We start from the raw sequence: 20,502 nt of genomic DNA, 5'->3' as shown, positions 1-20,502 counted from the left end.
CGAGGCGGACCGGTCCTGGCGGCTTGGTTACAAGAGCTTGAATCGGGGGCTTTTCGAGTGCGCGCGATTTCTGCGCGAAAAAAAATTAATCGCTGTGTCATCGATGTGCATCGCTTCAAATCGAGTGAACAGCGAATGCAAAAAGGCCCGGCGAAGCCGGGCCTTTTGAATATTACGAAGTTGTCGTCGTCACGAGCGTCAAGATCATGACCCACTCATGCAGGCGCTGATCTATGCCTTTGCGGACAGCGCCTTCACCCGGGCCGTCAGACGCGACACTTTGCGCGAGGCCGTGTTCTTGTGAATGACGCCCTTTTGAGCGGCGCGCATCATTTCCGGCACAGCGTTCTGCAGAGCGTCGGAGGCGAGCGTCGCGTCGCCGGCGGCGAGCGCCTCCTCCACCTTGCGCACGAAGGTGCGCATGCGGCTGCGACGGGCGCGGTTGACCGCCGTGCGGCGCTCGATCTTGCGAACGGCTTTTTTGGCCGAACTGGTATTGGCCATGTTCTATCTATCCTCGAGGGTGCGGGGGCGACCGATGGGCGCCGAAAACCGTTGCGGCCGCGAAATCGCGGCCACGTCGGGCGGGTTATAAGCGCGGGTCGGGGCTCTCGTCAATGGCGTTCCCTAGCGGTTCTTGAACGAAGGCTTCCGCTTCTCCACGAAGGCGGCCATGCCTTCCTTCTGATCTTCTGTCGCGAAAAGCCCGTAGAACAGGCGGCGCTCGAATTTCACGCCCTCCGCGAGCGTCGTCTCGAAGGCCTTATTCACGGCTTCCTTGGCCGCAATCACGGCCGGAAGGGGCATGCCGGCGATCGCCGCGCCCGCCTTCAGCGCCTCGGCGACGAGGTCGGCGGCCGGCACGATTCGGGCGACGAGCCCCGCCCGCTCCGCTTCCTCGGCGCCCATCATCCGGCCGGTCAGCACCAGGTCCATCGCCTTGGCCTTGCCGATCGCCCGGGTGAGGCGCTGGGTGCCGCCGGCGCCGGGAATCACCCCGAGCTTGATCTCCGGCTGGCCGAAGGTCGCCGTGTCCGCCGCCAATATAAAGTCGCACATCATCGCCAGCTCGCAGCCGCCGCCCAGCGCAAATCCCGAGACGGCGGCGATGATCGGCTTGCGGGCCCGCGCGACGGCGTCCCAGCGGCCGAGGAAGTCGCCGAGGAAAGCGTCGACGAAGGACTTGTCCTTCATCTCCTTGATGTCGGCGCCTGCGGCGAAGGCTTTCTCGGAGCCGGTCAGCACCACGCAGCCAATTCCGTCATCGGCGTCGAAGGCCATCAGCGCGGCGTCGAGCTCGGCGATGAGCTGCGCATTGAGCGCATTGAGCGCCTGCGGGCGGTTGAGCCGCACCAGGGCGACGCGTCCATGCCTCTCCGTTTCTATTGTCTCGTAGCTCACGCCGGCCTCCTTGTTCACGAGCGCTTCGGGGCGCTTCATATATCGAAATCGCCGCGCGCGTCCCGCCTTTCGCCGAACCCCTGCGCAATGGCGCGCGCGTACAAATCCTCGAGCGTGATCTCGTCGAGTCGCGCCAGCGCGCTTTCCTCGGCCTGAGCGATCACAGGCTCCAGCACTGCGGCGAGCAGGGCCGGCGACTGGTTCTCATCCTCTTCCTCCGCGCGCAGGGCGACGCGCACGATTTCGCCGACGCAAAGTCGGCGCCGCTCGCGCGCCAGCTCATAACCGCCGGCCGGGCCGCGCACGCTCTTTAATATTCCGGCGCGAACGAGCGCCTGCAGCAGCGTCTCCAGCCGGCGCGGCGGCAGGTCGTGCCGCGCCGCAAGCTCTTTGGACGGGACCGGGCGTCCGCGCGCGTGCAGGGCGACGTCGAGCGCCGCCATCAGCGCGAAACGCGCGGAACGCGGCAGAAGCCTCATTCTTCGCCGGCTCCGCCGAATCCCGTGGAGCCGAAGCCGCCGGCGCCGCGCGCCGTCTCGTCGAGTTCCTCGGTCGTCTCGATGAGCGTGGCATGCGAGACGGGCGCGATGACGAGCTGCGCGATGCGCATGCCGCGCGTGATCTCGAATGGCTGACCGCCGTGATTGATCAGCAGAGCCTTGATCTCCCCGCGATAGTCGCTGTCGATCGTGCCCGGCGAATTGAGCACCGTGACGCCGAATTCGACGGCAAGCCCGGAGCGCGGGCGCAATTGCGCCTCATGGGCCGGCGGCAGGGCGATGGAGATCCCGGTCGGGATCAGATCGCGCGCGCCGGGCTCCAGCACCAGCTTCTGCCCCGCCGGAAGCGCGGCGTAGAGATCGAGCCCCGCGGCGCCGGCGCTGGCGTAGGCGGGCGTCGGCAGGCCTTCGCCATGGGTGAGCCGACGGATCGTTACTTTCATGACTTCGCCTCGCTTTGCGAAAGAATGTCGGCAAGGCGCGCGACGAGACGTTCCGCCACCGCCTCCTTGCCCATGCGCGGCCAGCTTTCGACGCCCTCGCGCGTCACGAGATGCGCTTCATTGGTCTCGCCGCCGAATGTGCCCGTCCCTTCGCCGACGTCATTGGCGACGATGAGATCGCAGCCCTTTCGCGCAAGCTTGTCGCGCGCATGGACGATCACGTCGCGCGTCTCGGCCGCAAACCCCACGACGAGGCGCGGACGGCTTTCCCCGCGCGCGACGCTCGCGAGAATGTCGGGGTTTTCGACGAGCGTGAAAACCGGCGCCGCCGCCCCCTGCTCTTTCTTGATCTTGTGCGCCGCCGCCTCCACGCGCCAGTCCGCGACCGCGGCCGCACCGATGAAGACATCCGCCGGCAGGGCCCTCCGCACGGCCTCGAACATTTCGCGTGCGCTCTCGACATGAATGGTCTCGCAGCCCTGTGGATCCGGGATACGCACCGGACCGGAGACAAGCGTCACGCGCGCGCCCGCGGTTGCCGCCGCGCCGGCAATGGCGTGGCCCTGCTTGCCGGAGGAGCGATTGGCGATATAGCGCACGGGGTCTATCGCCTCATGCGTGGGGCCCGACGTGACGATCACATGGCGGCCCGCAAGCGGACCTTCCGCGCCGCGCCGGGTCACGCCCTCGGGCAAAGGCAGGCGCGTTTCCTGCGCCAAGGCCGCTTCAATCGCCGCGACAATTTCCAACGGCTCGCTCATGCGGCCGGGACCATATTCGCCGCAGGCCATCTCGCCCGCATTCGGCCCGACGAACCAGGCACCGTCAGCATGCAGCGCCGCGACGTTTCGCTGCGTCGCCGGATGCAGCCACATGCGCACATTCATCGCCGGCGCATAAAGCGCGCGCTTGTCGGTGGCGAGCAGCAGCGTCGTTGCGAGGTCGTCGCATAGGCCCCGCGCGGCGCGCGCGATGAGATGCGCGGTCGCAGGCGCGACGACGATCAGATCGGCCTCGCGCGAAAGCTGGATATGGCCCATCTCCTGCTCGTCGGTGGACGAAAAGAGATCGTCGTAAACCTTTTCGTTCGTGAGGCTGACGAAAGCGAGCGGCGTGACGAATTCTTTCGCGGCGGCGGTCATCACCACGCGGACGCGCGCGCCGCGCTCGCGCAGCCGCCGCACGAGATCGAGCGACTTGTACGCCGCGATCCCGCCGCCGACGATGAGCAAAATGCGCTTGCCGACAAGCCTATGTGTTGCACCGGAATTCGCCACGCGCCGCTCCCCCGCTCGCTGCGCGCGGGAGAATACAGATTTTACCCGCAAGGCCAAAGCGTCGCGCCGGCCCTACAGAACGGCAGCGCCAGCGTTCGGCGGCGCCATCTGGAGGATCGCGCGTCGCTCCGCCACGAGGTCGCGGGCGGCGTCCTCCGGCAGACCGACGCCGACGAGCACGGTCTCGCCAAGCTGGAGCGCCCCCTCCCGAGCCTCCAGGATCACCTCTTTCGCGCCGGCGTCGAGAAACGCATTCGCATGAACGGCGTCGCGCACGCGCGCATAGATCGGCAATTTGGGCCAATCTCGATGCGCCGAGATCACGGTCTGGAGCGCGGTCTTGGGATCGTCCATGGTGACGACCAGCGCGGCGGCGCTGCGCACGCCGAGGCGCTCCAGAATTTCATATTGTCGCGCGTCGCCGTGATAGATCGCCAGCCCCGCCTCGCGCAGCGCCGCGACCCGGAGCGCGTCCAGGTCGATAGCGACATGCGGGATCCTCTGGCTGTCGAGCAGCTGACCGATCTCCTGCCCCACGCGTCCATAGCCGACGACGATGACATGGCCGGAAATCTGGTCCGGGTAATCGGCGAATGTTTCTGTCGCCACTCCGGACGCGCCGAAATAGGCGACGAGCCGCCGCGCGGCCATGGCCAGCAAGGGAGCCATCGCCATGGTGATGCTGACGATGATCAGCATGAACTGCGCCGTGTCCTCGTAGAAGACGCCGGTCGTCAAGGACATGTCGGCGACGACGAAAGCGAACTCGCCGCCCGGGCCGAGGAGCATCGCGATCTCCAGAGCGACGCTGGACTCTTTTCCCGCGAGGCGGGCGAGCGCATAAACGATGAGCGCCTTGACGACGATCAGGCCGAAGGCCGCCGTCAATATCCGCGCCGGCTCCGCGACGATCTCCGCGAGGTCGATGCTCAGGCCGACGGAGACGAAGAACACGCCGAGCAGGAGTCCCTTGAACGGCTCGATGTCGATTGCGATGCGGTGGTGGTATTCGGTGTCCGCGAGAAGCAGCCCCGCCAGAAAAGCGCCGAGCGCCGCCGACAGCCCCGCGGCCTCCGTCGCCACCGCGGCGCCGATTATCGTGAGAAGGACGACGGCCAGAAAAAGCTCGCGGCTTCCCGTGCTCGCGACAGTCCTGAACAGGGGCCGCGCGACGAGTCGGCCGAGCCCGAGGATCAGGCAGATAACGAGGACAGCCTTGCCGACGGCGGAGACCATCTCGGCGACGACCGCGCCGGTGTCGAGAGCGAAGGCCCCCACCACGAACAGGATCGGCACCACGGCGAGATCCTGAAACAGCAGGATGCCGAAACTGGTCTGCCCGACGGATGTTCCCAGCCGGCCGCTTTCGGTCAGAAGATGCATGATGATGGCGGTCGAGGAAAGCGACAGGGCGCATCCGAAAACGACCGCGATGTCGAAGCGGAAACCGAAAAAGACCGCGATTGTCGCGATGACGACAGCCGAGATCAGCACCTGCGCGCCGCCGAGGAGAAAGACGAGGCGCCACATCGACCGCAACCGTTCGAGCGACAGTTCGAGACCGATCATGAACAGAAGAAAGACCACGCCAAAATCGGCGGCGAAGTGAACCGCCTTCTGGTCCTCGATCACCAGCGCCTCCAGCCAGGGGTGCGTCTCCGCGAGGCGCCCCAGGCCATAGGGGCTGACGAGCAGCCCGATCAGGAGAAAGCCGAGCGGAGGGCTGACGTTCAAACGTTTGATCGCCGGCACCACCAGGCCCGCGGCGCCTAGGAAAACCACGGCTTCCCGAAATTCCGCGGTGGCGAACGACATTTCGTTTAGACCTTTCGCAACAAGGTGATAATGTTTGCGGGGTCGCCGTCCGGCGTCCATACGCCTTAGTTCAAAACAGACGGTGCGCGCAATGTCGGCGAGCCTATGGCTGCGAATTCTCGCGCTCGGCCTTGTCGCCCTGGCGCTCCCTGCGCCCGGCCCCGCGCAGGCGCGTCAGCCGGCGCCCCAGCCCGTCATCGTCAGTCCCGACGCCACGGCTCCCGCGCCGGCGCAGAAAATGGCCAGTCGCGGGCGCACCTTCGTGCCGCTGCACTCGACGCTCATCGGCCAGGGGGGCGTCACGCGCCTCAATTTCTCGGGGGCGTTGTCGATCCACAACACCTCGGCCACGAATGTCCTCGCGGTCGAGAAGATCGAATACCGCAACGGCTCGGGCGAACTGATTGAAAACTACCTGTCCGATCCGATCTATCTGAAGCCCTACGGCTCGCTGCAAGTGGTCATTGCGCAGGACGACGTGCGCGGCGGCACGGGCGCAAGCTTCACCATCGACTGGTCCACGCCCGACGGCGCGGACGATCCCGTCATCGAGGCGGTCATGGCGTCCTTCGTCGGCACGCACAGCTTCAGCTTCCTCTCCGCTGGACGGAAGGTTTCGCGCCCCCAATGATCTGCTGGCCCCGGCCGGCCGGTCGTGGCAAAGCGGACGCAATGACCCGCGCCGCTCCCCCCGCGCCGCTCGTGCGGCGGCTGACGCTTTCCGACTTTCGCTCTTATGCGCAGGCGCGCTGCGACATCGAGGCGCGGCTGGTCGCGCTCTCGGGCGAGAACGGCGCCGGCAAGACCAATGTGCTCGAAGCGCTGTCGATGTTCTCTCCCGGCCGCGGCCTTCGCCGCGCCGAGCTCGCCGAATGCGCGCGTCGGGACGGCGCAGGCGGTTTTGCGGTTTCGATCGAGATCGAAATTGGCGGCGTCACGACGCAGCTCGGCCATGGGCTGACGGAAGACGGCGAGAGACGTTTTCGTATCGACCGGGCGCCGATCGGCTCCGCGCGCGCCTTTGCGGACCATATCCGCGTGCTATGGCTCACGCCCGCGATGGACGGTCTTTTCGCCGGACCGGCGGGGGAACGGCGACGCTTTCTCGACCGTCTCGCGCTCGGCGTCGACGCCGATCACGGCGCACGTGTCAACAGGCTCGAACGCGCGCTTCGCAACCGCAACCGGCTGCTGGAGGAAGGCGTCTCCGACCGCCGCTGGCTGGACGCCGCGGAACAGGAAATCGCCTCAATCGGCGTGGCGGCGGCGGCCGCGCGGCGCGAGACCGTCTCGCGACTCTCTGCTCTCATCGCGAGCGGGGGCGAAAGCCCCTTCCCATGGGCGGAAATCGCCATACAGGGCGAGATAGAGACCATGCTGGCGGAAGCGCCCGCGCTCGCCGTCGAGGATCGCTTTCGTGAAATGCTGGCCGCGACGCGCCGTCGCGACGCCGCCGCCGGCCGCACGCTCACCGGCCCGCAGACCAGCGACCTCGCCGTGCGCCACGGCCCCAAGAACGAGGCCGCGCGCGACTGCTCAACCGGCGAACAGAAAGCGCTGCTGATGGGCCTCACGCTCGCTCACGCCCGCCTCGTCACGGCCATGACGCGAAAGGCCCCGCTTCTGCTGCTCGACGAGGTCGCCGCGCATTTCGACGTGAAGCGGCGCGAGGCGCTGTTCGACGAGCTCGAATCGCTCGGCGGTCAGGTGTGGATGACGGGCGCGGACCCGCTGCTGTTTGCGTCGCTGCAAGGGCGCGCGGAGATGTTGCAGGTGACGCCTGGCCGAATCGAGCGGGTCTGATCACGGATTACGCAATAGCGGTTGCGTCATGATCGACGCGGTTCTGCGCGATATGATATGCGACCGGCAAAATCGGGGGCGTCGATGGGCTGGCACTGGATCGCGATTATCATTGGAATCATGGCCCCTTGGGTCATCCTTGGAAAATCCCTGCGCAACACCTTCAAGGAGGGCGGCGCCGTCACCGGATTTTCCGTCTGGGCGGGAATGGCCGTCTTCACGACGTCGATGGCGCTCCTCGCGGGCTGGATTATTCACAGGCTGCTTGGCTAGACGCCGGCCGCGCATTCGCCCTGGCGCCGCCGCCCATGCTATCGAGCGCCATGCCCTCCCTTCCCCCGCAGGCGCGCGCGCTGCTGAAATCCGTCTTCGGTTACGATGACTTCCGTCCCGGACAGGCCGAGATCATCGCCGCCGTGCTCGATGGCGGCCCCGTGCTCGCGATCATGCCGACGGGCAGCGGCAAGTCGATGTGCTATCAGCTTCCCGCGATCATCGAGCAGGGCCTGACCGTCGTGGTCTCACCGCTCATCGCGCTCATGCGCGATCAGGTGCGGCAGATGCGGGGGCTGGGCGTTTCGGCCGCGACGCTCAATTCCACGAACACGACGGAAGAAAACGACGAGGCGCGCCGCGCGATGCGCGAGGGCGATCTTCGGCTTTTGTTCGTCTCCCCCGAACGTCTGCTGATGGACGGGCTCATCGCCGAGCTTCGCCGCGCGGCGCCGCGCCGACTCGCCATCGACGAAGCGCATTGCGTCTCCGAATGGGGCCATGATTTCCGTCCCGAATATCGCGAGATCGGCCGCGCCGCGGAGGCGCTGGGAAATGTGCAGGTGATCGGCCTCACCGCCACCGCCGACGCCGCGACGCGCGACGATATCGCGCAGCGTCTGTTTCAGGCGAAACCGCAGATATTTCTGCACAGCTTCGATCGGCCGAATATTGCTTTGAACTTCGCGCTGAAGGATCAGCCGCGACGGCAATTGTCGCGCTTTCTCGAAAGTCACAAGGGCGAGAGCGGCATCGTCTATTGCTCTTCGCGCCAGCGCACGGAGGACCTCGCCGCCTATTTCATCGATCAGGGGCACGACGCGCTCGCCTATCATGCGGGGCTCGATCAGGAGACGCGCAATCGCAATCAGGATCGCTTTCTGCAGGAAGACGGAATCATTGCGGTGGCGACGATCGCCTTCGGCATGGGCGTCAACAAGCCGGACGTCCGCTTCGTGGCGCACGCCGACATGCCGTCGTCAGTTGAATCCTACTATCAGGAGATCGGCCGCGCCGGCCGCGACGGACTGCCCGCCGATACGTTGACGCTCTACAGCCTCGACGACATGGCGTTTCGGCGCCGGCGCATCGACGAAAAGGAAGTCGGCGAGGAGCGCCGCCGCATCGAGCACAACCGCTTTTCCGCGCTCGCCATGCTTTGCGAAACGCCGACATGCCGGCGCCAGACTCTCCTCGCCTATTTCGCGGAGGAAGCCGCGCCTTGCGGACGCTGTGACGTGTGCCTCGGGAAAATCGCCGTTTTCGACGGCGTGATCCCCGCGCAAAAGGCGCTCTCCGCCGTCTATCGCACCGGACAGCGCTTCGGCGCCGGACATCTTGCGGATGTTCTGACGGGCGAAGCGACGGAAGCCGTGCGGCGTCACGGACATGATGCGATCAAGACCTTCGGCGTCGGCAAGGAACATTCGAAACAGGCGTGGGCCTCGATCCTGCGTCAGCTCTTCGCCGCCGGCGCCTTGCGCGCGGCGAGCGCGGAACATGGCGGCTTCGCGCTGACAGAAAAAGGCGAAGACATTCTTCTCGGTCGCGAGAAGATCATGTTGCGCAGCGATCCACTCTCGCCGCGCGGACGCATGCGCAAGGAGGCCCCGCGCCTCGACGAGGCGAGCGACAAAATATTGGCCGCGCTGAAGCGCAAGCGGCTCGAGCTCGCGCATGAGGAAGGCGTGCCCGCCTATGTCATCTTCGCCGACCGCACGCTGATCGACATGGCGGAGAAGCGCCCCGCGACGCTCGACGATCTGTTGTCGGTGCATGGCGTGGGCGAGCGCAAGCTTGCGCGCTATGGCGACGCTTTCCTCGAGGCGCTGGAAGAAGCGTTACGTTGAACGCCCTGGCGCCCCGGTTGCAACAGGCCCGCAACCGAAAGGCGCCGCAAATGAAATTCTACATGACGCCGGGCTCCTGCTCGACCGGCATCCATATCCTGCTCGAGGAGATCGGCCTCGTTTTCGAGGCCCATGTGCTCAATCTGCCGCGCGGCGATCATTTGACGCCGGAATATCTCGCGATCAATCCGAATGGAACCATTCCGACGCTGGTTTGCGACGACGGGCTGGTTCTGACCGATTTCGTCAGCATCGCGACATGGCTGGCGAAAAGCCATCCGCGCCGCAAACTGCTCCCCGAAGATCCCTCGCTCGCGCAGGAAGCGCTGGCGATGCTCGAATTCTGCACGCGACATATCCACGGCGAAGGATTTCGCCGCGTCTTCACGCCCGAGCGCTATGGCGCCGCGCGCGAGGAAATCATCACGGAAGGGCGCGCGATAGCCGAGAGCGCATTCGAGGCCGTCAACGCCGAACTCGCCGGGCGCGCCTATGTCGCGGGCGACTTCTCCATCGCCGACGCGGCGCTTTTCTATGTCGAATTCTGGGCGGACAAGATCGGCATGACGTTGCAGCCCAATTGTCGCGCCCATTACCAGCGCATGAAAACGCGCCCCGCCGTAAGGCAGGTGCTCGCGGAGGAAGGCTATCGTTAGCGAAAATCAGGTCTTGCTTGCCAAAAGGGAAGAAAAGTCGCAACTTTTTCAGGGGCAGGTTCGTTAACTCGATTTTCTTCGCGGGGCGAGATCATGAGAAAATCCACAGGCTATCGCTCACTGGCTTTTACCTGCGCTTCCTGTTTCGCCCTTCTGTTCGCCGCCGGGTCCCGAGCTGAAGTCGTCCCCCTGTGCGAGTCTTCGGCGCAATTCGGATCGCTCCTCGACTCCACCGAGTTCAACAAGGCCGTGCAGGCGCTGCCGCCGGCGGCTTTGCTCGATCCTCCGCTCGCGCCGATCCTTCCCGAGAAATCATTTCTCCGAAATCTGCCGGCCGTCGCCCAGCAGGGAACGCTGACGCAGCCCGGATCGCCCGGCAGCTGCGAGGCGCAGTCATTCGGCTATGGCCTCGGCTCCTATACGGCGGCGCGCAACGCGAACGGCTCGTTGAAATGGGATCCCAAGTTCCCGCAGAATTCCGTCAGCGCGGCCTTTCTTTATGCTCTGGCGCACAAGCAGGAAGGCAAGAGCTGTCCCCAAGGCTCTCTGGCGCTCGGTTATCTCGCTCAGCTGGTTTCCAATGGCGCGCCCACGCGGCAGGGCGTGCCTTACAGGCCCTATTGCTCCTATCTGGACGCAATCCAGTATCAGGCGGATTTTCCGAATAGCTATCCCGACATGCGGCGCTTCCGAATTGGCAGCTACGCGACGATCAAGATAAAGGGCGACGCAAACGCGATAGAGCGGATCAAACAATATGTCGCGAACAGGCAAGCCGTTGCTTTTTCGGGCAGGGTCCTTTGCGGTTACGGTAAAAAGGTGAAGTTCAGGAACGGCGTGATCTACGAAACAAATATCGTGCCGAACTCCGGCCATGGGCAATTGGTCGTCGGCTATGACGACAAGGTCGGCGTCCCCGGTCGGACGGGAGCCCTCCTGATACAGAACAGTTTCGGCACGAGCTGGCCGCCGGCGTCGGCCGGCTCGATTGCGCCTCCGGGCATGGCGTATTGGTCATACAAGAGCTTCGCCACCACCCAGTCTCTCGCGGCGGTCGCCTATCCGCGCTCGGATATCCAGACAGGCGACAGGCTCCTCATCAAGAACAGCTATTTCGCGCCCCAGGGCGCGATACGGCGCGCCTATCAATGGGCGCCCGCCGCCGGCCAGGCGGATTATCTGATCCTCAGCCATGTTTTCAGCGACCCGATAATGCTCTCCAGCGTCGAGCTGACAGAGCCGGGAACCGGCCGAGTGACGGTCGCCGCAAATTACGGCCAATACATTAGCTCCGGCTACAGCTATTTGAAACGCGCCGACGGCAGCGCCTTTCTCGAAGGAACCTACCTTGTCACTCTGAGGGGCGCGACTCTGGGCGGACATGCGGTGGCGTATACCGGCGCGGTCGAGATTGGCCCGTCGCGCCCGGCCAGGCTGCCGGGGAGATCGATGACGGGAGCAATTGTGACCGGCTCGACCGGAGCGCCGGCTATCATTTCCCTGTCGCATTGAGCGATCCGGAAAACAGCGTTCATCCGCTTTTCGCCCCCTGCGCCTGCGCGCGACGCTGACGGGCGCGGACGTTGCGCCGTCCCGGGACGGCGCGCGTGGGTGAAACCATCGTGACTCCGCCCCTCGCACGAGGGGGAGAACATTGTTCTTTCCGTGCAATCGCCGGGTGATCCGGGCTAGAATGGCCTTTACGAATCATGGGGCCGAAGGCTCCCGGAAAACCGAGCGAAATGAGCGAGAACGAGAAGAACGTCGACCCGGCCGAATATGGCGCCGAATCCATCAAGGTGCTGCGCGGGCTGGACGCCGTGCGCAAGCGTCCTGGCATGTATATCGGCGACACCGATGACGGCACCGGCCTGCATCACATGGTCTATGAGGTCGTCGACAACGCCATCGACGAGGCGCTCGCCGGCCACGCCACGCGCGTCACGGTCACGCTCAACGCCGACGGCTCCTGCTCCGTCACCGACAATGGCCGCGGCATTCCGACCGACATCCACCCCGAGGAGGGCGTGTCGGCGGCCGAAGTCATCATGACGCAGCTCCACGCCGGCGGTAAGTTCGACCAGAATTCCTACAAGGTTTCCGGCGGCCTGCACGGCGTCGGCGTCTCGGTCGTCAATGCGCTCTCCGTGTGGCTGAAGCTGCGCATCTGGCGCAACGGCAAAGAGCACGCGATGGAATTCGCCAATGGCGACGCCGTCACGAAGCTCGCCATCGTCGGCGACGCGCCGATCGAGGACGGGAAGCCCAAGCGCGGCACGGAAGTGACCTTCCTGCCCTCCACCGCGACCTTCACCATGGTCGAATTCGACTATGCGACGATCGAGCACCGACTGCGCGAACTCGCCTTCCTCAATTCCGGCGTGCGCATCGTCCTCACCGACGCGCGCCACGCCGAAGTCAAGCGGGAGGAGCTATTCTACGAAGGCGGGCTGGAGGCTTTCGTGCGCTGGCTCGACCGCGCCAAGTCGCCGCTGATTTCGGCGCCGATTCTCGTCAACGGCAAACGCGACCACATCAGCGTCGAAGTCGCGCTGTGGTGGAACGACAGCTACCACGAGAATGTGCTGGCCTTCACGAACAACATTCCGCAGCGGGACGGCGGCACCCATCTCGCGGGCTTCCGCGCCGCGCTGACGCGCCAGATTACGGGCTATGCCGACTCGTCGGGCCTGACCAAGCGCGAGAAGGTCGATCTCTCGGGCGACGACTGCCGCGAGGGCCTGACCTGCGTGCTGTCCGTGAAAGTGCCGGACCCGAAGTTCTCGTCGCAGACGAAGGACAAGCTCGTCTCGTCGGAGGTGCGTCCGGCCGTCGAGAATGTCATGAATGAAATTCTCGGCCAATGGCTCGAGGAGCATCCGGCCGAAGCGAAGAACATCGTCTCCAAGGTCGTCGAGGCGGCGGCCGCGCGCGAGGCGGCGCGCAAGGCGCGCGAACTCACGCGGCGCAAGGGCGCGCTCGACGTCGCGAATCTGCCCGGCAAGCTCGCCGACTGCCAGGAGCGCGATCCGGCCAAGTCCGAACTCTTCATCGTCGAGGGCGACTCGGCCGGCGGCACCGCGAAGCAGGGCCGCGACCGCGCCTTCCAGGCCGTGCTGCCCCTGCGCGGCAAGATCCTGAACGTCGAGCGCGCGCGTTTCGACAAGATGCTCTCGTCGGAGCAGATCGGCACGCTGATCACGGCGCTCGGCACGGGCGTCGGGCGCGACGAATTCAACGCCGACAAGCTGCGTTATCACAAGATCATCATCATGACCGACGCGGACGTCGACGGCGCCCACATCCGCACGCTGATCCTGACCTTCTTCTACCGGCAGATGCCGGAGCTGATCGAGCGCGGCCATGTGTTCATCGCGCAGGCGCCGCTCTACAAGGTCACGAAGGGCAAGTCGACGCAATATCTCAAGGACGAGCGCGCGCTGGAGGATTATCTCATCGACAGCCTGCTCGACGGCGCGGTGTTGCGCACGGGATCGGAAGATCGCGCCGGCGCCGATCTGCGCAAGGTGCTGGAGGACGCGCGTGCCTTCCGAACCGTGATGGCGAGCCTGCATTCGCGCTACGATCGCCATGTCGTGGAGCAGGCGGCGATGGCCGGCGCTCTGGCGCCGCATGGCGAGAACGGCGAGGCCGATCGCCTCGCTCAGGAAGTCGCGCGTCGGCTCGACGCCATCGCAGAGGAGACCGAGCGCGGCTGGACGGGCGAACCGCGCGAGGGCGGTTACGTCTTCAAGCGCACGCTGCGCGGCGTGACGCAGGCGGTGATCCTCGACGCGGCGATGCTGAATTCGAGCGAAGCTCGCAAGCTGCATGAACGCGCCGAAAGCCTGCGCGACGTCTTCTCCGCGCCCGCGACGCTGATCCGCCGCGGCGACGAGGCGCCGCTCTCGGGTCCCATCGCGCTTTACGAGGCGATGAACCAGATCGGCCGCAAGGGCCTCACCATCCAGCGTTACAAGGGTCTGGGCGAAATGAACGCCGAGCAGCTCTGGGAGACGACCCTCGACCGCGAGGCGCGCTCGCTGTTGCAGGTGAAGGTGAAGGAGGCCGCCGAGGCCGACGACATTTTCGTGAAGCTGATGGGCGACGTGGTGGAGCCACGCCGCGAGTTCATCCAGGAGAATGCGCTGAGCGTCGCGAATCTGGATGTGTGAGCGACCAGCGACAGGGTATGATCGCCGCGGGTCTGGCGAGGAACGAAATATGACACACGCTCTCGGAGAACTCGAAGAAGCCGTCGAACGTTTGATCGCCTCGGGCCGTTACGCCTCGAAAGACGAAATCCTTCGCGAGGGCGTGCGTCTGCTCGAAGAGCGCGAGCGAAAGCTCGAGGGGCTCGACGCCGCAATTGGAAGGGGCTTGGCCGACACCGAAGCGGGGCGAGTTTCGCCGGCGTCCGACGTGTTCGACCGGCTCGAACGCAAGTATCGGACAACGAGCGTAGTGTGAAAGTTGTTTTCGCGAGGGAAGCCGAGACGGATCTGGAAGCGATCGGAGATTTCATTGCGTCCGAAAGTCCGGCGCAGGCGTTGGCCTTCGTCCAAGCTTTGCGGAGGCGGTGTGAACGGCTCGCCGACATGCCGAGGCGCTTATCCCTCGCGCCGCGCGATGAAGCGACGGGTGTGCGCCGGATGGTCCATGGCAATTTCCTCGTCTTCGATCGCGTGACTGCAAATACGGTCGAAATCCTCCAGATCCTGCGTGGCGCGCGGGATTATGACGCCCTTCTGTTTCCAACGGAATGAGTCCGGGGCCACAATCCGTCCGCCTCCTCGTCTGCGTCGGCCCCAACTGCGACGCGAAAGGCCGCGGGCGCGCCTTGCTGGCTGACGTGCAAGAAGCCGCTCGCGCCGCGTTCCCCGACGCGCTCGCAGAAGGCCGGCTGAAAATTTCGACGCGCGAATGTCTGCGTCTCTGCACGCGCGATCCGGTCGTGCGCGTCGAGCCCTCGGGCGACGCCTTTTCCGGGCCGGACGTCGACGACCTGATGCAGACCATCCGCGATACGCTGAGGTCCGCCCCGGGAAACGGGCTGGAGCCGGGCGGCGCATGATCCCCACGCTCCCGCGCGACTCCTGCGTTTTCCGCCATTTCATGCGATAAGGGAACATGGCGACGATTCGGAATGCTTTCGACCCTGGCTTCGGCGTTTACGTGCACTGGCCGTTCTGCCTGTCGAAATGCCCTTATTGCGATTTCAACAGCCACGTCCGCCGTGGCGACGTCGACGAAGACCGCTTCGTCGAAGCCTTCGCCGTGGAGCTCGCCCATCGCGCGAGTCTCGCGCCGGGGCGCGAGGTGCGCTCCGTGTTTTTCGGCGGCGGCACGCCCTCGCTGATGTCGCCCTCGACCGTCGAGGCGATTCTCTCGCAGATCGCCAGCCACTGGACCATGGCGAGAGACGTAGAGATCACGCTCGAAGCCAATCCGACCAGCGTGGAGGCGTCGCGTTTCAAGGGCTTCAAGGCGGCGGGAATCAATCGTGTCTCGCTGGGGATTCAGGCGCTCAACGACATTGACCTCAAGGGCCTCGGGCGCCAACATTCGGTCGCCGAGGCGCTGATGGCGCTCGACATCGCCAATTCGGTCTTCGACCGCACCTCCTTCGACCTCATATACGGCCGGACGGGCCAGACGCCCGCCGCCTGGCGCAAGGAGCTCGACCTTGCGCTCGCCCGCGCGCCGGAACATGTGTCGCTCTACCAGCTCACCATCGAGCCCGACACCCTATTCGAACGCATGGTCAATACGGGCAAGATGACGGTCCCCGACGTCGACACACAGCGCGCTCTGTGGGACGTGACGCAGGAAGTCACCGCCCGCCATGGCCTGCCGTCCTATGAAGTGTCGAACCACGCGCGCCCCGGCGCGGAGTGCCGGCACAATCTCGTCTACTGGCGCTATGGCGAATACGCCGGCGTCGGCCCCGGCGCGCATGGGCGGATCGTGACCACGCGCGGCCGCCGCGCGCAGGCGACGGAGCGGCATCCCGAGATGTGGCTCACCTGCGTGGAGACGGAAGGCCACGGCCTCGTCGAGGACGAGTTGCTGAACGCCGAGCAGGAAGGCGACGAGTTCCTGCTGATGGGCCTGCGTCTGCGCGAAGGCATCGACCCGCAGCGCTATTTCCTGCTCACCGGCAAAAAACTCTCGCAGTCGCGCATCAGCGAACTGATCGGCGACGGGCTCGTGGAAGTTACGCGCGAGAACCGGCTGCGCGTGAGTTCGGAAGGCTTTCCGGTGCTCGACGCCGTGGTGGCGGATCTCGCCGCCTGATGGCCGGCGTTTGGCGGAGCCGCGATTTCAAGGCGATTCGCTGCGTATAACACGATAAATGTATAGATCGGCGGGAACCAAGTCGTAGCCAGAGCGCTTATCCAGATGCGGCCCCGGCCGCGCTTTCATATGGCTGCGCCAGCGCAGCAATTTTCTGGAGCGTTCAATATGTCCCTTCTGACGGATATTCTTGTTCAGGCGGTCGCCGGCGCAATGGGCGGCAAGGCTGCCGGCAAGCTGACGAAAACCGACGAGACCAATGCGCTCGGCAATCTGATCAGCGGCGCGCTTGGCGGCGGACTCGGCGGCCAGTTGTTGAGCGCCATCATTCCGTCGCTCGCGAGCGCGGCGTCCGGCGGCGGAGGTTTCGACATCGGCGTGTTGCTCGGCCAGGCGGTCGGCGGCGGCGTCACCGGCGCCATCGTCACCCTGCTTTACAACGTCATCAAGAAGCGCTTCGTCGGATAGAGCCGACCGGCGACGATCTGCCGGGCCGGGAAATAAACAGGCGTGGAGGCGCCTCCCGGCTGAACGAGAAAAACAGCGGCCCCGCGCTTTGCGCGGCGGATGCAAATCCATTCCCCTCGCGCATGCGCGAGGGGAGCGATTCAGGCGTTCGCCTTCCGGCCGGACAGCGGCGAACGGGAATTGCCGCGTTTCATACCGTCGGCGTCGGAGGCGAGGTAGAGACCGGCGCTCTTGACGCTTCCGCCCTTGGCGAAGCGCACGGCTTCGTTCAGCCGGTCGATCGACGAGCCAGAGGGTCTCGCGACCGGCGCGGGCGGCTCGAGGCTACGCTCGGGAGCCGCGATCTTCGCTGACGAGGCCTTGGCGACGGCTCGATAATCGTCGGTCGCCGAAAGGTCGCCGGTGACGACGGCGCCCTTCTCCAGCTCGATTTCGCCATACATGACGCGGCCCTCGACCCGGCCGGTCGCGCGAACGATCAGATGTTGCTTGATCTCGACATGGTCGGTGACCCAGCCGCTGATGTCAGCCTCGGTGGCGCTGATATTGCCCCGAACGACGCCGGACTGGCCGACGCAGACGACGCGGGCGGTAATGTCGCCCTCGACAGTGCCATCAATAACAATAAGATCAGGCACAGAGATTTCGCCCTTGAGCGTAACTCCGGCGCCAATATAGGCGACATTTTCCTGATCCGGCCTGAATCCGGAATTTGTGTTAATCGTCATTAGACGCCCCTATTCCCGTTACATAACGGATACAACCAGTCTAAAGACTATACTAGCATATTCATGGCAGCAATTAAAAAAATCAAAGGCCGCGCTCAAGGTAAATTACGTAGACATTCCAGTGTATTAGACAGTGGAAAAAGCGGTGGGGGACGGAATACTCCCGCTATGCTTGTGTACTAAAATGAGCGCGCGCATCATGCCGGCATGAATGTATTTTTTTCAATTACTTAACCATATAGAGAGCGCGGACGACGCGTGACGTCGCAGACGTTTGCCCGACCGGCTAACACGTTGGATTCAATTTTATACTTTGATAGTTCACCTAATGCTTGTACAGAGTCGACAAACACTTTCGACTCAAGATTCGTCGCCCGAATCTGACAGCGGGTGCAGGTCGCGCACCATCGCGCGCATGCGCTCATCGAGCACATGCGTGTAAATCTGGGTCGTCGAAATGTCGGCGTGGCCCAGAAGCTCCTGCACGACGCGCAGATCCGCCCCGTTTTGCAGGAGATGGCTCGCGAAGGCGTGACGCAGCGCATGGGGATGGACCTGCGCCGCTGAAAGACCGGCGACGACCCCCAGCATTTTCAGATCGCGCGCGAAGGCCTGACGGGTCAGATGGCCGCTGTCACTGTCGGCAGGGAAGAGGAAAGGTCCCTCCGCCAGTCCCGGCGCAGTGGCGTCCAACAGCTTGCGGTAATCAGCGAGCGCGCTTTTGGCGCGGTCGGTCAGCGGCGCAAGTCGCTCGCGCCCGCCCTTTCCGCGAATCGTGATGAACGGATCGCGCGCCCGCGCGGCGCTTTTCGGGAGCGACACGAGTTCTGAAACGCGCAGCCCCGTCGCATAAAGCGTTTCGAGCAAAGCATAGAGCCGCGCCGCGCGCAGCCGCTCCCGCAGCGGGCGCTTCTCGTCGTCGAGCCCCTCGCGCGCGACGGAAAGCAGCCGGTCGACTTCCGCAACCGACATCACGCCCGGCGCGCTGCGGACACGGCGCGGGCCTTCCAGCGCGGCGGCGGGGTCGTCGCCGCGATGCCGGTCGACATAAAGGAATTTGTGAAACTGCCGGATCGCCGAAATCCGCCGCGCTACGGTCGCCGCCGACATGCCGCGCGGCTCCAGCGAGGCGAGATAGGCGCGCACGCCATCGCTGGTCACATCGTCGGGGTTGGTCCCCTGCCCGCGCAGGAAGTCGATGTAATCGGCAAGGTCGCGGCGATAGGCGTCCTGCGTGTTTTGCGCGGCGCCGCGCTCGGCAGCGAGCATGTCGAGAAAGGCGTCGAGCTGGCGCTCCGCGCGTCCGCTCATCGCCCTTCTCTCACTTGTTCAGGCGCTGCGCGGGTATCGTGTAGGTCATCTCACGCGGCTGCGGCGTCACGTAGGAAACGATCGCGACCATGGCGCCGTAAACGATCGCGACGATCGCGCCGACAATGACAAGAAAGCGGATGAGACTCGGCAATTCGACTCGCCCCGGTAAATCCAGTTCAAGCTATCGCCCGAAGCGGCGTCGATTGCAACCGCGAGCCCTACCGCACCACCACCCGCGTTCCGACGCCGACCCGGTTGTAGAGATCCACGACGTCGTCGTTCATCATGCGGATACAGCCCGACGACACGTTCTGGCCGATCGTGTGCGGCTCATTGGTGCCGTGGATGCGATAGAGCGAGGAGCCCAGATACAGCGCGCGGGCGCCGAGCGGATTGGCCGGACCGCCGTCCATGTGGCGCGGCAGATCGGGCCGGCGCGCCAGCATTTCGGCGGGCGGCGTCCAGTCCGGCCACTCGGCCTTGCGGCTGATCGTCTTGACGCCCGACCACTCGAAGCCTGGCCGGCCCACGCCAATCCCGTAGCGGATGGCGCGGCCGCGACCCTGCACGAGATAGAGATGCTTGCGCGGCGTGTCGACGACGATGGTGCCGGGCGATTCGGGGCCCTGGTAATCGACTTCGGCGCGCAGATAGTCGGGATCCATTTCACGCTGCATGTCCATCGGCTGCGGCGCATAGGCGGCGACGCGCGTCTGCGTGGCGTAAGGATGGGCGGCCGGCGGCGCGGCATAGCGCACATGCGGCCCGGAAGCCTCGCCGACCAGGGCCTCGATCAGCCCCCCGCCGAGCGCGCTTTGCGGCTGCGGCGCATAATAATTCGACGGATAGGGCGGCGCGGCGGACAGGGCGTAGGGATTGGCCTGCGCCGCGGAGGAGAGCGCGAGCGACAGGGCCGTCGCGGAGAAGGCCGGAACGAGACGCAATAATATCGATTTGCGGGACATGACGCGAAACCGTTGAGCGCGCGCCGGAAGCATGGAGCCTACGGCGCAAGGGACGATGGTTTACATGATAATCGATCGATTTTTACCGTAAATGCTAAGCATAAGCTGTGGTTATTGCTTCGCTAAAGCCTGCTTTTCCTGGTTATCGCCAGCCAAATATTCATGGTCAACAAATCGTGCGCGCGCCGGGAATGGCCCGACGGCCCAAGGCGCCGTCAGCGATACGCCATTGCGGCCAGCATGACGATCGACCAGACGCCCCAGGCGAAGATCGCAAAGGCCGCCGCCAGCACGCCGACGGCGGATATGTCGCAAATCTCCGCGACGCCGAACCACGCTTTCTTTCGCGACGCTTCCCGCCGGTACATGTTGCGCGCCGCGCGGTCGCATCCGCAGGAGAGTATGGCGATCACGACGCCGACGAGAAAGCAAAGAATGAGATTCGAGAGTGACGCGATCTGCTCGATATTGTTTTCGCGCCGCGTCACCGTCACGATCACCGTCACCGCCGCCGCCCATATGGCGGCGTTGATGTTGAGGATCAGCGCGACTTTGGGCCCCAGCGGAATGGGATAGCCTTCCTCCGGGGCGTGGTGTTCATCGTCATGGTGATGAGTATGACTTGAAAAGAAAGTGTCGGACATCGGCCTCCCCCTGAATTCGCGCGCAGCTCCGCGCACAACGAAATTCAGGCTACGTGATGAATAAATAT

General features: G+C 64.8%; 24 protein-coding genes. 13 read left to right on the top strand and 11 right to left on the bottom strand.

The genetic code is table 11. The features are described 5' to 3' along the window. Window positions 1-210 (top strand): hypothetical protein (locus MET49242_RS25935; protein WP_210162341.1); only part of this gene is annotated, 210 nt, incomplete at its 5' end. A 21-nt stretch (window positions 211-231) separates the two neighbouring features. Here the strand turns inward: MET49242_RS25935 and rpsT are convergent. From rpsT to MET49242_RS23020, 6 genes are all read right to left on the bottom strand, one after another. Then, window positions 232-504: a 30S ribosomal protein S20 gene (gene rpsT, locus MET49242_RS23045; protein WP_036286531.1), complete on the bottom strand. Its 273-nt coding sequence runs from the start codon at window positions 502-504 to the stop codon at window positions 232-234. Between the two features lie 123 nt (window positions 505-627). Then, entirely contained in the window at window positions 628-1,401 is a 774-nt protein-coding gene (locus MET49242_RS23040) for an enoyl-CoA hydratase (RefSeq protein ID WP_036289338.1), read from the bottom strand. Window positions 1,402-1,436: 35 nt separating this feature from the next. Next, on the bottom strand, window positions 1,437-1,880 hold the full coding sequence (locus MET49242_RS23035) for an Rrf2 family transcriptional regulator (protein ID WP_036286529.1): 444 nt from the start codon (window positions 1,878-1,880) through the stop codon (window positions 1,437-1,439). Beyond that, window positions 1,877-2,344, bottom strand: coding sequence for a dUTP diphosphatase (dut, locus tag MET49242_RS23030; RefSeq protein WP_036286527.1), 468 nt, complete (start codon window positions 2,342-2,344; stop codon window positions 1,877-1,879). The genes MET49242_RS23035 and dut overlap by 4 nt, the downstream gene beginning before the upstream one ends. After that, window positions 2,341-3,621, bottom strand: coding sequence for a bifunctional phosphopantothenoylcysteine decarboxylase/phosphopantothenate--cysteine ligase CoaBC (gene coaBC / locus MET49242_RS23025; RefSeq protein WP_192815611.1), 1,281 nt, complete (start codon window positions 3,619-3,621; stop codon window positions 2,341-2,343). The genes dut and coaBC overlap by 4 nt, the downstream gene beginning before the upstream one ends. A gap of 72 nt (window positions 3,622-3,693) precedes the next feature. Then, entirely contained in the window at window positions 3,694-5,436 is a 1,743-nt protein-coding gene (locus MET49242_RS23020; protein WP_036289337.1) for a cation:proton antiporter, read from the bottom strand. Between the two features lie 91 nt (window positions 5,437-5,527). Between MET49242_RS23020 and MET49242_RS23015 the strand changes: the two genes are divergently transcribed. The 12 genes from MET49242_RS23015 (at window position 5,528) to MET49242_RS22960 (ending at window position 16,783) form a co-directional block, all read left to right on the top strand. Then, a complete protein-coding gene (locus MET49242_RS23015) occupies window positions 5,528-6,067 on the top strand; it encodes a DUF3124 domain-containing protein (protein WP_036286523.1) in 540 nt (179 codons plus the stop codon). A gap of 41 nt (window positions 6,068-6,108) precedes the next feature. Continuing rightward, entirely contained in the window at window positions 6,109-7,239 is a 1,131-nt protein-coding gene (gene recF / locus MET49242_RS23010) for a DNA replication/repair protein RecF (protein ID WP_036289336.1), read from the top strand. 57 nt (window positions 7,240-7,296) lie between these two features. After that, a complete protein-coding gene (locus MET49242_RS23005) occupies window positions 7,297-7,512 on the top strand; it encodes a hypothetical protein (protein WP_144259781.1) in 216 nt (71 codons plus the stop codon). Between the two features lie 50 nt (window positions 7,513-7,562). Beyond that, on the top strand, window positions 7,563-9,362 hold the full coding sequence (recQ, locus tag MET49242_RS23000; protein WP_036286512.1) for a DNA helicase RecQ: 1,800 nt from the start codon (window positions 7,563-7,565) through the stop codon (window positions 9,360-9,362). A gap of 50 nt (window positions 9,363-9,412) precedes the next feature. Then, on the top strand, window positions 9,413-10,018 hold the full coding sequence (locus tag MET49242_RS22995; protein ID WP_036289334.1) for a glutathione S-transferase family protein: 606 nt from the start codon (window positions 9,413-9,415) through the stop codon (window positions 10,016-10,018). A 93-nt stretch (window positions 10,019-10,111) separates the two neighbouring features. After that, window positions 10,112-11,530, top strand: a complete 1,419-nt coding sequence (locus MET49242_RS22990) for a hypothetical protein (RefSeq protein WP_036286509.1) — start codon at window positions 10,112-10,114, stop codon at window positions 11,528-11,530. A 230-nt stretch (window positions 11,531-11,760) separates the two neighbouring features. Beyond that, the gene (gene gyrB, locus MET49242_RS22985) at window positions 11,761-14,193 is read left to right on the top strand and encodes a DNA topoisomerase (ATP-hydrolyzing) subunit B (protein WP_036289332.1); all 2,433 of its coding nucleotides are present in this window, start codon (window positions 11,761-11,763) and stop codon (window positions 14,191-14,193) included. 49 nt (window positions 14,194-14,242) lie between these two features. Beyond that, window positions 14,243-14,488 carry a type II toxin-antitoxin system ParD family antitoxin gene (locus tag MET49242_RS22980; RefSeq protein ID WP_036286492.1) on the top strand — a complete coding sequence of 82 codons (246 nt, stop codon included), beginning with the start codon at window positions 14,243-14,245 and terminating at the stop codon, window positions 14,486-14,488. Continuing rightward, window positions 14,485-14,784: a type II toxin-antitoxin system RelE/ParE family toxin gene (locus tag MET49242_RS22975; protein WP_036286489.1), complete on the top strand. Its 300-nt coding sequence runs from the start codon at window positions 14,485-14,487 to the stop codon at window positions 14,782-14,784. Before MET49242_RS22980 ends, MET49242_RS22975 begins: the two co-directional genes overlap by 4 nt. Beyond that, the gene (locus MET49242_RS22970; protein ID WP_051134433.1) at window positions 14,781-15,092 is read left to right on the top strand and encodes a (2Fe-2S) ferredoxin domain-containing protein; all 312 of its coding nucleotides are present in this window, start codon (window positions 14,781-14,783) and stop codon (window positions 15,090-15,092) included. The genes MET49242_RS22975 and MET49242_RS22970 overlap by 4 nt, the downstream gene beginning before the upstream one ends. Before the next feature lie 56 nt (window positions 15,093-15,148). Then, the gene (gene hemW, locus MET49242_RS22965; RefSeq protein ID WP_036286486.1) at window positions 15,149-16,315 is read left to right on the top strand and encodes a radical SAM family heme chaperone HemW; all 1,167 of its coding nucleotides are present in this window, start codon (window positions 15,149-15,151) and stop codon (window positions 16,313-16,315) included. Window positions 16,316-16,483: 168 nt separating this feature from the next. Beyond that, complete coding sequence (locus MET49242_RS22960; protein ID WP_036286484.1) at window positions 16,484-16,783, top strand: hypothetical protein; 300 nt, start codon at window positions 16,484-16,486, stop codon at window positions 16,781-16,783. 140 nt (window positions 16,784-16,923) lie between these two features. Here the strand turns inward: MET49242_RS22960 and MET49242_RS22955 are convergent, their stop codons facing one another. The 5 genes from MET49242_RS22955 to MET49242_RS22935 form a co-directional block, all read right to left on the bottom strand. Continuing rightward, a complete protein-coding gene (locus MET49242_RS22955; protein ID WP_036286482.1) occupies window positions 16,924-17,511 on the bottom strand; it encodes a polymer-forming cytoskeletal protein in 588 nt (195 codons plus the stop codon). 360 nt (window positions 17,512-17,871) lie between these two features. Continuing rightward, window positions 17,872-18,822: a tyrosine recombinase gene (locus MET49242_RS22950; protein ID WP_036286480.1), complete on the bottom strand. Its 951-nt coding sequence runs from the start codon at window positions 18,820-18,822 to the stop codon at window positions 17,872-17,874. A 10-nt stretch (window positions 18,823-18,832) separates the two neighbouring features. Then, window positions 18,833-18,976 carry a hypothetical protein gene (locus MET49242_RS22945; RefSeq protein WP_036286478.1) on the bottom strand — a complete coding sequence of 48 codons (144 nt, stop codon included), beginning with the start codon at window positions 18,974-18,976 and terminating at the stop codon, window positions 18,833-18,835. 67 nt (window positions 18,977-19,043) lie between these two features. Beyond that, entirely contained in the window at window positions 19,044-19,790 is a 747-nt protein-coding gene (locus MET49242_RS22940) for a L,D-transpeptidase (protein WP_036289328.1), read from the bottom strand. Window positions 19,791-20,005: 215 nt separating this feature from the next. Then, a complete protein-coding gene (locus MET49242_RS22935) occupies window positions 20,006-20,434 on the bottom strand; it encodes a hypothetical protein (RefSeq protein ID WP_036286476.1) in 429 nt (142 codons plus the stop codon). Between the last annotated feature and the right edge of the window lie 68 nt (window positions 20,435-20,502).

The organism is Methylocystis sp. ATCC 49242 (genome assembly GCF_000188155.2).
In the GTDB taxonomy this organism is placed as follows: Bacteria; Pseudomonadota; Alphaproteobacteria; order Rhizobiales; family Beijerinckiaceae; genus Methylocystis.
Note: the sequence above shows the minus strand (reverse complement) of the source record. Positions and strands in the feature narration are given on the sequence as shown.